Source organism: Jatrophihabitans sp. (assembly GCF_036389215.1).
Taxonomy (GTDB): Bacteria; Actinomycetota; Actinomycetes; order Mycobacteriales; family Jatrophihabitantaceae; genus Jatrophihabitans_A.
Window position 1 is genome coordinate 1 of record NZ_DASVQG010000222.1, and the last position, 12142, is coordinate 12142.

A 12142-nucleotide genomic window follows, 5' to 3' on the forward strand; every position below is an offset into this window, starting at 1 on the left:
CGGGTTCTCCGGCGAGCCCGGCTCGCCGTCCGCCTGAGCTGGATCTGCGGCGCCGGCTGCCGTCCCGGCACCGACAGCCGGGCCCGGCAGCGGCGCCGACCGCTCCAGCCGGCGGATCAGCACCAGCATCAGCAACGCCACCAGCATGATCGCCGGGAACGTCGGCCCGGGGGACCACCAGGAGAACCAGCCGGCCCACAGCACGATGGCGCCGCCGATCAGCACCAGCCACGGAGGCACCCGGCGCACCCGCAATTGCCCGATGGCCTTGTCCAACGCCGAGGCGCCGACCTCCGGCTCGGGAACCAGCAGCCAGGCCACGCCGTACATCACGAGCCCGACACCGCCGAAGAACGACAGCACCGCGAACAGCACCCGGAAGATCACCGGGTCCACGCCGAAGTACTCGCCGAGCCCACCCGCGACGCCGGAGATCATCCGGTCGGTGCGGCTGCGCCGCAGCCACCGCTGCGGAGCCGGCCCGCCTGAGGGGTTGAACGGCGGCGGGGCAGGATAGGCCGGCGGCGGGATCGGCGGAACAGCCCCCGAGCCGGGTGGCCGGCCGGCCGAGCCGGGATCAGTCATCGTCATGCCGTTCAGCCTGGGCAATGGAGCACCGTCACGGTATCGGGAACTACCCCCAACTGCCCCTGATCCGGGCTGAGACCCGAACTGGGTCCTTCACCTGATGCCGGCCGGGCCCGGCGGCGGCCAGAATGGGCACACGATGACTATTCCTCTGTCCGTGGAGACCACGGTCGCCGAGCCGCAGCAGGCTCCGCGGCTCTACCGCAACCGGCACGGCCGGCTGCTCGGCGGGGTGGCCGGCGCGCTGGCCGACCACCTCGGCCTGCGGCGCGGCGTCGTCCGGCTGGCCTTCGTGCTGCTGGCCGGTAGCGCGGGGCTCGGGGTGCTGCTCTACGGTGCCTTCTGGATCGTGCTGCGGACCCGGTCCGAGGACGAGCCCGAGGGCTCGGCGCGCTCGGCCGCGCAGTACGTGGTGGCGGCGCTCGTCGCGGCCGGCGTGCTGCTCACCAACGCCCATACCTTGCCGCTGGGCTGGTGGTTCCTGCCGTCGTTGCTTGCGTGCTTCGGCGCCGCGCTGCTCTGGCGGCAGGCCTCGGAGACCGAGCGGGAACGCTGGCGGCGGCTGTCGAGCTCGTCGCTGGCCGCCGGGGCCACCGATCGGATCGGCTGGCTGCGCATCATCGCCGGGATCACGCTGGTGCTCACCGGAGCGGTGTTCATCCTGGCCCGAGCGGGCATCTCGGCGGTCGGCGCGGGCCTGGCCGCGGTGCTGGTGACCGCCGGCGGCCTCGCCCTGATCACCGGCCCGTGGTGGCTGAAGCTGGTACGCGAGCTGTCCACCGAGCGCCGCGAGCGGATCCGCAACGAGGAGCGGGCCGATATCGCCGCCCACCTGCACGACTCGGTGCTGCAGACCCTGGCGCTGATCCAGCGCAATGCCAACCAGCCACGCGAGGTCGCCAGGCTCGCGCGCAGCCAGGAACGCGAGCTGCGGACCAAGCTCTACGGCACCGGCGTGCCCAACGGGCAGTTCGGAGCCGCCCTGCATGCTGCCGCCGCCGAGGTCGAGGACACCTATGCCATCACCGTCGATGTGGTGGTGGTGGGTGACCATCCGATGAACGGCCGGCTGGACGCGCTGGTGGCAGCCAGCCGCGAAGCCCTGGTCAACGCCGCCAAGCACGCCCAGGTCACCAGCGTGTCGGTGTACGCCGAGCTTGCCGCCGACAGCGCCTCGGTGTTCGTGCGCGATCGGGGCACCGGGTTCGACCCGGACCGGACCGACCCGAGCAGGCAGGGCATCCGTGGCTCTATCGTGGGCCGGTTGCAGCGCCAGCACGGCACCGCCACGATCAGGTCCAGTCCGGGCCAGGGGACCGAAGTGCAACTGCGGGTGGAATGGGAATGAGGGACATGAGCCACGACAGCCCCGACCGGGCCACTAGCCAGGACGGCACCGATCCGAACAGCCAGGCCACCAGCGGGGGCAGCTCCGGCAGGCCCAGGGTGGTTCTGGTCGACGACCATGCCATGTTCCGGGCCGGCGTCCGCGCCGAGATCGGTACCGGCCTCGACATCGTCGGCGAGGCCGGCAGCGTGGCCGAGGCCATCGCCACGATCCGGCACACCGCCCCGGACGTGGTGCTGCTCGACGTGCACCTGCCCGACGGCGGCGGCCCGGCGGTGGTGGCGGCCGTGCTGCCGGAACTGCCCGCGACCAAGTTCCTGGCGCTGTCGGTCTCCGACGCCGCCGAGGACGTGATCACGGTGATCCGGGCCGGCGCCCGCGGCTATGTCACCAAGACGATCTCGGGGGCCGACCTGACCGCCGCCATCCGGCGGGTGGCCGACGGCGACGTGGTGTTCTCACCCAGGCTCGCGGGCTTCGTGCTGGACGCCTTTCGTGACGGCGGCCACCCACCCGGCATGGCCAGTTCGGTCGATCCGGAGCTGGACCAGCTCACCCCGCGGGAGCAGGAGGTGCTGCGGCTGCTGGCCCGCGGCTACTCCTACCGCGAGATCGGCAGTGAGCTGTTCATCTCGGTCAAGACGGTGGAAACACACGCCTCCAACGTGCTGCGCAAGCTGCAGCTGTCCTCCCGGCACCAGCTGACCCGGTGGGCGGCCGACCGCCGGATCGTCTGACCTCTGGCCGCGATGAGCGCTCGCGCGAAGAGCAATCCAGCTACCGAGCGCCGCGGCAGACCCGCAGCACCGCATCGGCGAGCGCGGCGCCCTCACTGCCCAGCCTGCTCCGGTAGTTGCTCAGGATCGCGCGTTCGCGGCCGAGCTCGACCCGGGTGCCGCCGGCATTCATCCGGGCCGTCTGGATGCGCCGCGACAGCTGGGCGCGTTCGGCGACCAGCCGGGCGATGGCCGTGTCAAGGGCATCGATCTGACCTCGCATGGTGCCGATGCCGGCGGGATCGGCCGTGACCTCAGCCTCGGTGAGATCCGACGAACTGTCTGGTTGCACAGCCCCTGACTGGGGGAGGTCGGACTCGGCTGTGTCAGTGTTGCTGTCAGGCACGGGAGGGTTCCTCTCGGTGGAGCAAGGGTGTTCCAGCTCGAACCGTCGGCCCCGGAAAAAAGAAATCGCCCCGGGCTCCGTGCGGCCCAGGGCGGGATCGGTCGGTGTCAGGTCAACCGGTCGCTGTGGGTGCCGCGATGCGGTACCCATAAAAAAACTCGTGTCCGGTGATGTGCACGGGCCAATCCTGACACGGCTCACTGCCGGGAGCAAGCCGTCCGTCACCCGGGGCGGATTCGCAGCGGTTCTGACGGTGGCCCGTCGTAGGCTTGGACCCGATGACCGCTGACGCCACCCGCTCCACCGCCACCCACCCGCCCAGCCGCTCCCGGCCCGCCCCGGTCGCCGCTGACGCAGGGCTGTTCGACGCGCCCACGTTCGCCGTGGAACAGGCGCCGGACGAGCAGGTGTCCGGCGTTGCGGCCCGGCGGCCGGGCCTGTCGGTCGAGCGCCTGCTGGCCGGCCTGAACCCTCAGCAGCGCCGGGCGGTGGAGCACGCCGGCTCGCCGCTGCTGATCGTGGCCGGCGCGGGCTCGGGCAAGACCAGGGTGCTCACCCACCGGATCGGCTACCTGCTGGCAGCGCGCGGCGCCAAGCCCGGTGAGATCCTGGCCATCACCTTCACCAACAAGGCCGCCGGTGAGATGAAGAGCCGGGTCGCCGAGCTGGTCGGTGGCCGCGCCAACGTTATGTGGGTGTCGACCTTCCACTCCATGTGCGTGCGCATCCTGCGGGCGCAGGCCAAGCACATCGGGTTGAGATCCTCGTTCACGATCTATGACGCCGATGACTCCCGTCGGCTGCTGACCATGGTGCTGCGCGAGCTGAGCCTGGACCCCAAGCGGTACCCGGCGCGGTCGCTGGCGGTGCAGATCTCCAACCTCAAGAACGAGCTGATCTCAGCCGCCGAGTTCACCGAGCGGGCCGGCACCGCGCCCGAGAAGGTGCTCGCCGAGGTCTACCAGCGGTACCAGAGCCGGCTCACCGAGTCCCAGGCGCTGGACTTCGACGACCTGATCATGCGGACGGTGCAGCTGTTGCAGGGCTTGCCCGAGGTCGCCGAGCACTACCGGCGCCGGTTCCGCCACGTCCTGGTCGACGAGTACCAGGACACCAACCACGCCCAGTACGTCCTGGTGTCCGAGCTGTGCAAGCCGGTGCCGCCCGGGCCGGAGGGCACCGGTGGCCTGCCGGCCGCCGAGCTGTGCGTGGTCGGTGACGCCGACCAGTCCATCTACGCCTTCCGCGGTGCGACGATCCGCAACATCGACGAGTTCGAACGCGACTACCCCGACGCCACGACCATCCTGCTGGAGCAGAACTACCGCTCGACCCAGACCATCCTGAGCGCGGCGAACGCGGTGATCGCCCGCAATCCGGACCGGCGGCCGAAGAACCTGTGGTCCGATGCCGGCGCGGGCGCGCAGATCGAGGGCTTCGTCGCCGAGAACGAGCACGAGGAGGCCCGCTGGGTCGCGCAGCGGATCGACGAGCTCAGTGACGCGGAGCAGGCCCAGCCGTCCGACGTGGCGGTGTTCTACCGGACCAACGCCCAGTCCCGGGTGTTCGAGGACATCTTCATCCGGCTCGGCCTGCCCTACAAGGTCGTCGGCGGTGTCCGGTTCTACGAGCGCAAGGAGATCCGGGACGCGCTGGCCTACCTGCGGGTGATCGCCAACCCGTCCGACCTGGTCAGCCTGCGCCGGATCCTCAACACCCCGCGCCGGGGCATCGGCGATCGGGCCGAGCTGTTCGTGGAGACCTTCGCCAGCCAGGAGCAGATCCCGTTCGCCGAGGCGCTGATCCGGGCCGACCACATTCCCGGCCTGGCCACCCGGTCGGCCAACGCGATCGCCGAGTTCGTCCGGCTGCTCGGTGACCTGCGCGAGATCGCCGCCAGCGAGGAACACGGCACCCCGAGCAACATCATCGAAGAGATGCTGAACCGGACCGGCTACCTCAAAGAGCTCGAAGCCAGCCACGACCCGCAGGACGAGAGCCGGGTCGACAACCTGCGCGAGCTCGTCAGCGTGGCCGCCGAGTTCGAGGAGCAGCGCGCCCAGCTGGACGAGCCGGCAGACCTGGACGCGTTCCTGGAGCACGTCTCACTGGTCGCCGACGCCGACTCGGTGCCCGACGCCAGCGGCGGCGTGGTGACCCTGATGACGCTGCACACCGCCAAGGGCCTGGAGTTTCCGGTGGTGTTCCTGGCAGGCATGGAGGACGGCATCTTTCCGCACCTGCGCACCCTCGGCGAACCGGACGAGCTGGCCGAGGAGCGGCGGCTGGCCTATGTCGGGATCACCCGGGCCCGGCAGCGGCTGTACCTGAGCCGGGCGGTCGCGCGCACCGCCTGGGGGCAGCCGGCCTTCAACCCGCCGTCCCGCTTTCTCGACGAGGTGCCGATCGAGCACGTGCAGTGGACCGGCGCCGTGGACCGGCAGCCGTTCAGCGGCTATCCCGATGAGGCCGGCAGCGCCCAGTACTCCGACCACGGCTACCGGGCGCAGCCGGCGCAGCGCGGCAGGTTCACCCCGACCCCGCCCTCGACGTTCGGCGCCGCCAAGCTGACCAAGCCGATGCTCAACCTGCAGGTGGGCGACCGGGTCAGCCATGACGGCTTCGGACTGGGCACGGTGGTGGCGCTGCGCGGCACCGCCGAGAAGGCTCAGGCCGAGGTGGACTTCGGCTCGCTCGGCCAGAAGTGGCTGGTGCTCCGATTCGCCCCGCTGGTCAAGCTGTGAGACGGCCTCCTGGGCCGGCCCGGGCGCACCGGTGTGCCCAGCGGCATGCCGCCCCGGTGCCGGGGCGCACGGCCGGCACGGGGCTACGCCGTCAGGGCCGGCACAGGTCGCTCGGGCCGGTGTAGCCGGGGGAGCGCAGCACCAGCAGGTCGCCCTGGGAGAACACCTGGACGAAGCCGGCCGCCCGCGAGTCGGCGAGCACCTGCTGCGGTGAGTCCAGCGGGTAGCCGACCTGCGCCTGGCCCATGTCCAGCACCACGAAGTCGGTCCGCGGGGTGGGGATGCCCGGCAGCGTCACCCGGTTGGTACTGGTCAGGTGGGTCGCCAGCCGGTCGTCCACCGACACGCAGACATCGGCCGGCACCTGGCGCACCGCGGCCTGCTGGTCACGCAGGTGCGCATCCATCCGCCAGGCCGAACCGGTCAGCATCCGGCGGATCGCCGGCGCGGTGATGGTGGGCACGGTGCACAGGTAGACCGGCACGATCACCAGCCAGGCCAGCATCACCCGGTTGAGCCTGGGACGGTTCCAGACGCCGAGCCGGGCGCCGCCGTCCACCATGGCCAGCACCAGCACGAGCCAGGGCAGCGCGTTGTAGTGGAAGTGGGTCGTCCACACGTGGTCCCGGGAGTTGAAGAACCGCTCGGCCAGCAGGGGCACCGCGATCAGGCAGTACCGGGAGCGCAGCGGCAGCAACGCCAGCGGCAGGAAGAAGTAGGCCAGCGTCTCGGCCTTGATCGCCGGGGTGAAGAACAGCCGGACGGTGTGCAGCGGGTGCGCGAGGATGGTGAGCAGCGCGTGCGGCAGGTCCGGGCCCAGCGCGTCGAACGTCCAGTACGCGAACTGCCCGTTCGGTGCGAACGCCGGGATGATCAGCCCGGTCACCAGCAGGTAACCGGCGATGCCGCCGCCGATCAGCAGGTAGCCGGTGCGCCGTGGGCGGTACGCCAGCCGCAGCAGCCCGATCATGACCAGCACCGCGCCCATGTCCTCGCGCACCAGCAGCAGCAGGCCGGCCGAGATCAGCAGGGTCCGGTCATCGCGGCGGTCCAGCGCGTCGACCGCGACCGCCAGGATCGGCAGTCCCCAGGCCACCTCGTGGAAGTCGAAGTCCACCATCGCCTGGATCGCCCAGCCGAGGCCGTAGGCGCCGGCCACCACCAGCGCGCCACCGCGCGGCATCCGCCGCAGCGCGAACGAGTAGACCACCGGCACCGAGGCCGCGATCAGGGCCATCTGCAGCAGCAGCAGCACGCAGGGGCTGTTCCAGATCCAGTACAGCGGCGCCGCCAGCGCGATGATCGGGTGGAAGTGATCGGCCAGGATGTTGTAGTCGGTGCCCTTGAGCGGAACGTGCGGCGCCCGGAACCGGGCATAGTTACGCACCGCCTGGTCGAAGATCCCCAGGTCGTAGCCGGCGGTCAGGTAGGTGGCGTGCCGGATCAGCCCGTACCCGCCGTAGACCGCGAACAGCAACCCGGTCAGCAGCGACACCTGCCAGTGCCCGGCGACCCGGGCCCGCGCCGACCGGGTGACTGCCGTCAGCGTGGTCATTGCGGCCGCCTGGTCTGGATCCAGACCTGGCGGACCGCGTACCAGGTCAGCCACAGCAGCAGCAGGTTGCGCGCCGCCAGGTCCAGGGTCACCAGGGGCATGAACGAGTGCGTCTTGAGCAGGGCGTTGTAGCCCACCGGAAAGACCAGCTGGGTCGCCACCGCGGTGACCAGCAGCACCCGGGCGAAGGTGCGTACCGCGGGGTCGGCCGGTGCCCGGACAGCCAGTGCCGCAACCGGGCCGCCGAGCCAGAGCAGGTACTGCGGGCTGAGGGTCTTGTTGGTCACCGTCACGATCAGCGCGGTCGCCAGGAAGATCCAGCCGAGCGTCTCGGCTGTCGGCGCGGCTGCCGAGTGCGCCCGCCACCAGAGCGTCACCAGCAGCAGGCCGCCCAGCACCGTCAGCACGCTGGTCAGCTGGCTGGCCAGGTGCACGCCGGGGCCGAAGATCTCGAAGGCCTTGTACTGCGAGATGTGGACGTCCCAGGTGCCGACCGGATGGACCATCCGCGCCAGCATCAGCGGGGTGGCCGCGACCGACTCGATCTGCAGGCCGCGGGCGGACTGCCAGTGCAGCGGCGACAGCGTCCGGCTGATGCCGCCGACCGCCAGCGCGGCGCCGCCGATCAGCAGCCCGGTGCCGAAGAACCCGGCCAGCACCCGGCGGCGGTCCCCCCGCCGGATCAGGAAGGTCGGCAACATCACGGCCGGCCAGAGCTTGAGCGCCGCTCCGAACGCGGTCAGCGCGCCGGCGATGGCGGGCCTGCGGATCGCGGCCAGCACGGCCCCGCCGGCCAGCACCGCCGGCACCAGGTCGAACCGGAAGTAGGCCAGCGGCCCGATCGCCGGGACGAACCACAGCCACAGGTTGGTCGCGTCACCGCGGCGCCGGCGGTCACCGCGCCAGAGGAAGCCGGTGAACACCGCGTCCACGATCATCATCGAGAGCGCGAACAGGATGCTGAAGGCGACCTCGTTGAGGAACCCCAGCAGGAACTGGGGCAGGATCACCAGGAACACCGGCAGCGGGTACTCCTGCAGGGTGTTGCGCAGGCCGCCGCCCTCGACGAGCTGGTGCAGGCTTCGCGCGTAGTACTTCACGTCGCCGGTGACGTCGCTCTCGTGCCCGAACACCAGGATCGACAGGGTCAGCGCCCGGGACAGCAGCCAGCGCATCGCGATCGAGTACCGGCCCTGCGCGACGATGGCCTCGGGCAGTTCGAGCTGGCGTAGCGGCCGGCGCCTGACCACGCTGGAACTGGTCATCGCCTGGTCGCCCCCTGGGGTGTCTGGCTCCGGCATGTCCGACCGGCTGCTGCCCTGGCAGTATCGCCGATGCAGCTGAGCGCGCTGTCAGGCGTCCGGGTTGTACGGGCCGACCTTGACCCCACGGGCCTGCAGCCACGGCACCGGGTCGATGAAGGGGCCGGTCGGTTTGCCGTGGGCTATCCCGAAGTGCAGGTGCGGGCCGGTGGACCTGCCGTTGGCCCCGATGTCGGCGATGTGCTGGCCGGCCCGGACGTGGTCGCCGACCCGGACGTAGCACCGGTACATGTGGCCGTAGATGCTGTAGTCGCCGTTGGCATGCCTGATCGCCACCCACATCCCGAAGCCGGCCGCCGGACCCGCCTCGACCACCACGCCGTCACCCACCGCCACGATCGGTGAGCCGAGCGGGCCGGCCAGGTCGATGCCGTCGTGCATCCTCCCCCAGCGCATGCAGAAGCAGGACGATTCGGCCCCGGCGCTGGGCCGTACCCAGTGGCTGCCGGCTACCTCGGCCGGCTTCGCCGCAGGGCGGACCGCTGCCGCGGGGCCGGCAGCCGCGCCGGTCAGCGACACCGTCCGGTTCTGCCGGGACACCCGGCGGTCGGTGGCGCCCAGCCGGGTCGCGGCGCTCAGTGCGGTGGCATCAACGCCGGCGTCCTGCGACCCTGAGGTACTGGCCCAGCTGGCCGAAGCGCTGCCCGGGCCGAGCCCCTCGCCGGCGGCCCAGGCGCTGGGGCCGGCTGCCTCGCTGGCGGGAGCGGCCTGCCCGGCGGTCAGCAGGTGCGGGACCTGGGCGGTGCTCCACACCGCCAGCACGGCCACCGCGGCAGGAACGGCGGGAGACCGGCGCCAGAGCGGCGCCCGGTTCGGCACTGCGGGGCGGGCAGTCGATGCCGTCCGGTGCGATGCCGTCCGGTGCGATGCGGTCCGGTGCGATGCGGTCGGGTGCGACGACGCGACCGGGTGTAATGCGCTCGCCTGCTGCGCGGCACGGTGCCGCGGCGCGGACTGCTGCAACGGCGCGGCCTGCTGCGACGGCGCGGCCTGGTGCAACAGGGGACGGGCCAGCGGGCCGGCGATGACGACGCGCGCACCTGATGGCCGCGCATGCCGGGGACCGGTCGGAACAGGTTCAGGGGTTATGAGCGGAGCAGGAGCGGGAGCGCTGTGACGTCCCACTCAGTTCCTCCGTACGGTTTCGTCAGTGCGGCGAGTTCGTCGATGCGCGAAGGGGATCCGCGCAGCAGACGTCTCGGCATGATTCGAGGTGGCCGGCAGTTCGACCATGATGTAAAGGGGGCGCGAGGCCGACCGTAGCCTACCGGTTCTCCCCTCAGCAACTATCCGGCGGGGACGGGCGTGCCGTCAATGGATCGCGGGTCCGACTGATCCTCCAGCCGGTCCGCCTCGCTCGTCAGCGCGGCAGCGACCGCGTGCGCCACCGTGCTGTTCGCCAGCAGGGAGAGGTGTCCGACACCGTGCACCTGCAGCGCGGTGACCGACAGGTCCGGGTGCTCCAGCCGGGCACTGCTGTTGGGCACCACCACCTCGTCCCGGTCGGAGTAGATGGCCACGAACCGGGTGCTGCACCGGGCCGGTCCGGCCAGCTCACGCATCAGCGGGGAGTTCGGGCGCAACTGCCGCCCGACCAGCAGCGGGGCCATCCGCGCCAGCTGGCTGCCGGCGTGCGGTGAGCCGAGGGTCACCAGGGTGCCCACCCGGGCATCGCCACCCAGGCACTGCACGTAATACCGGGCGATGATCCCGCCGAGCGAGTGGCCGACCAGGAACACCTGCTCGTACCCGGACTGCTGGCAGACCCGCTCCACGTGCCCGGCCAGCGCGGCGGCGGCCGTGCGCACGTCAGAGGTCAGCGGCGAGTAGTTGACGGTGACGATCCTGCCGAAGCCGCGCCGGCGCAGGGTCCGCCGCAGGATGGTGAAGGCCGACCGGTTGTCACCGATGCCGTGCACCAGCACCACGGGCCGCCCCGCGGCGGCGATGTCGGCCAGGATCAGCCCGCGGGTGAGCGGTGACAGGGTGTCGGTCCGGTACCGGGAATCGTCCGTCCCGCCCTGCTCGGCCAGCAGCCCGACCGGGTAGGTGAGCGCGTGCGCGCCCAGCCACACCAGCTCCTGACCAGCGGCCAGTGTCCCGTTGACCAGCGCCGCCGGAGCCCGCCGGAGCACGCTGGAACCCAGCGACACCCAACCTCGGAGGGACATCGGCACAATCCTCTGAAAGGCAACCTGCACTGCTCGCTGTTAACCACTGTTACACATCGCTGCGCGGTGCCGCGCTTTGGAAACGGCGGCGTGGCGCGAGCGGCCGGTAGTGGGCATACCCTCCGTAAGGGGTTGGTGCTGGGGAAAAGATCGGGACATGATGGGGCCGGGCGAAGGGCCCGGAGATCGGGAGCAGAACATGAGCGAGCGGATCCGGGTAGTCGTGGCCAAGCCCGGGCTGGACGGGCACGACCGTGGCGCCAAGGTGGTGGCCCGGGCGCTGCGCGACGCCGGCATGGAGGTCATCTACACCGGCCTGCACCAGACACCGGAGCAGATCGTGGAGACCGTGATCCAGGAGGACGCCGACTGCGTCGGGCTGTCGATCCTCTCCGGTGCCCACATGACGCTGTTCCGCCGGCTGACCGCGCTGCTGGCCGAGCGGGAGGCCACCGACGTGGTGGTGTTCGGCGGCGGCATCATCCCCGACGCAGACCTCCCGGAGCTGCACCGGCTCGGGGTCGCGAAGGTGTTCACCCCCGGCGCCACCATGCAGGAGATCGTCGACTGGGTCCGCACCAACGTCGGCGCAGGCGTCCAGTAGTCGACGAGCAGTAGTCGGCCAGATCACGCCGGCTGGGTTGAGGACGGTCCGGGCCGACGGACTAGCCTGGCTGGGGCGCCGGAACTGGCCAGCACGTCGATGAGGACGAAAGAGAGATCTCGTGGATCTGTTCGAGTACCAGGCGAAGCAGCTGTTCGCCGCGCACGGTGTCCCGGTCGGCCTGGGCGAGACCGCTGACACTCCCGAGCAGGCCCGCGCGGCCGCCGAGCGGATTGGCGGCGTGGTGGTCGTCAAGGCCCAGGTCAAGGTCGGCGGCCGAGGCAAGGCCGGCGGCGTCAAGCTCGCCGACGGGCCCGAGGAGGCCCGGGCGCGCGCCCAGGACATCCTCGGCCTGGACATCAAGGGGCACATCACCCACAAGGTGATGGTGGCCCAGGCCAGCGACATCGCCGAGGAGTACTACTTCTCCTACCTCCTCGACCGGTCCAACCGCACCTTCCTGGCCATGGCCAGCGTCGAGGGCGGCATGGAGATCGAGCAGCTCGCGGTCGAGCGCCCCGAGGCGCTCGCCCGCGTCGCGGTCGACCCGGTGCAGGGCGTCGACGCCGCCAAGGCCCGCGAGATCGCGGAGGCGGGGCGCATCCCGGCCGACGTGATCGACGAGGTGACCGGGATCCTGGTCAGCCTGTGGAAGGTCTTCGTCGAGGAGGAGGCCACGCTGGTCGAG

Annotated in this window: 11 protein-coding genes; 5 read left to right on the forward strand and 6 right to left on the reverse strand. The window is 71.3% G+C overall.

What is annotated here, in order from left to right; translation table 11 throughout:
• The coding region (locus VF542_RS12200) for a PspC domain-containing protein (RefSeq protein ID WP_408651981.1) at window positions 1-591 on the reverse strand (591 nt) is incomplete at its 3' end.
• A 136-nt stretch (window positions 592-727) separates the two neighbouring features.
• On the opposite strand from VF542_RS12200, the gene VF542_RS12205 reads away from it, so the two are divergent.
• Entirely contained in the window at window positions 728-1936 is a 1209-nt protein-coding gene (locus VF542_RS12205) for a PspC domain-containing protein (RefSeq protein WP_408651982.1), read from the forward strand.
• 122 nt (window positions 1937-2058) lie between these two features.
• Window positions 2059-2673, forward strand: coding sequence for a LuxR C-terminal-related transcriptional regulator (locus VF542_RS12210; RefSeq protein ID WP_408651991.1), 615 nt, complete (start codon window positions 2059-2061; stop codon window positions 2671-2673).
• Window positions 2674-2713: 40 nt separating this feature from the next.
• Here the strand turns inward: VF542_RS12210 and VF542_RS12215 are convergent, their stop codons facing one another.
• Entirely contained in the window at window positions 2714-3004 is a 291-nt protein-coding gene (locus VF542_RS12215; RefSeq protein WP_408651983.1) for a chorismate mutase, read from the reverse strand.
• A 332-nt stretch (window positions 3005-3336) separates the two neighbouring features.
• On the opposite strand from VF542_RS12215, the gene pcrA reads away from it, so the two are divergent.
• On the forward strand, window positions 3337-5802 hold the full coding sequence (gene pcrA, locus VF542_RS12220) for a DNA helicase PcrA (RefSeq protein ID WP_408651984.1): 2466 nt from the start codon (window positions 3337-3339) through the stop codon (window positions 5800-5802).
• A 91-nt stretch (window positions 5803-5893) separates the two neighbouring features.
• Here the strand turns inward: pcrA and VF542_RS12225 are convergent, their stop codons facing one another.
• From VF542_RS12225 to VF542_RS12240, 4 genes are all read right to left on the reverse strand, one after another.
• Window positions 5894-7357: a DUF2079 domain-containing protein gene (locus VF542_RS12225; RefSeq protein WP_408651985.1), complete on the reverse strand. Its 1464-nt coding sequence runs from the start codon at window positions 7355-7357 to the stop codon at window positions 5894-5896.
• Window positions 7354-8658 carry a glycosyltransferase 87 family protein gene (locus VF542_RS12230; RefSeq protein WP_408651986.1) on the reverse strand — a complete coding sequence of 435 codons (1305 nt, stop codon included), beginning with the start codon at window positions 8656-8658 and terminating at the stop codon, window positions 7354-7356. Before VF542_RS12230 ends, VF542_RS12225 begins: the two co-directional genes overlap by 4 nt.
• A gap of 51 nt (window positions 8659-8709) precedes the next feature.
• On the reverse strand, window positions 8710-9498 hold the full coding sequence (locus tag VF542_RS12235) for a M23 family metallopeptidase (protein ID WP_408651987.1): 789 nt from the start codon (window positions 9496-9498) through the stop codon (window positions 8710-8712).
• 467 nt (window positions 9499-9965) lie between these two features.
• The gene (locus tag VF542_RS12240) at window positions 9966-10850 is read right to left on the reverse strand and encodes an alpha/beta fold hydrolase (RefSeq protein ID WP_408651988.1); all 885 of its coding nucleotides are present in this window, start codon (window positions 10848-10850) and stop codon (window positions 9966-9968) included.
• Window positions 10851-11049: 199 nt separating this feature from the next.
• On the opposite strand from VF542_RS12240, the gene VF542_RS12245 reads away from it, so the two are divergent.
• Both VF542_RS12245 and VF542_RS12250 read left to right on the forward strand, forming a co-directional pair.
• Entirely contained in the window at window positions 11050-11454 is a 405-nt protein-coding gene (locus VF542_RS12245) for a cobalamin B12-binding domain-containing protein (RefSeq protein ID WP_408651989.1), read from the forward strand.
• 121 nt (window positions 11455-11575) lie between these two features.
• Window positions 11576-12142: ATP-grasp domain-containing protein (locus tag VF542_RS12250; protein WP_408651990.1), on the forward strand; the 567-nt coding region annotated here is incomplete at its 3' end.

Bases quoted from the DNA above. Each gene is read 5' to 3' on its own strand.
- VF542_RS12205 (WP_408651982.1), top strand. From the start codon at position 728: ATGACTATTCCTCTGTCCGTGGAGACCACGGTCGCCGAGCCGCAGCAG.
- VF542_RS12210 (WP_408651991.1), top strand. From the start codon at position 2,059: ATGTTCCGGGCCGGCGTCCGCGCCGAGATCGGTACCGGCCTCGACATC.
- pcrA (WP_408651984.1), top strand. From the start codon at position 3,337: ATGACCGCTGACGCCACCCGCTCCACCGCCACCCACCCGCCCAGCCGC.
- VF542_RS12225 (WP_408651985.1), bottom strand. From the start codon at position 7,357: ATGACCACGCTGACGGCAGTCACCCGGTCGGCGCGGGCCCGGGTCGCC.
- VF542_RS12230 (WP_408651986.1), bottom strand. From the start codon at position 8,658: ATGCCGGAGCCAGACACCCCAGGGGGCGACCAGGCGATGACCAGTTCC.
- VF542_RS12240 (WP_408651988.1), bottom strand. From the start codon at position 10,850: ATGTCCCTCCGAGGTTGGGTGTCGCTGGGTTCCAGCGTGCTCCGGCGG.
- VF542_RS12245 (WP_408651989.1), top strand. From the start codon at position 11,050: ATGAGCGAGCGGATCCGGGTAGTCGTGGCCAAGCCCGGGCTGGACGGG.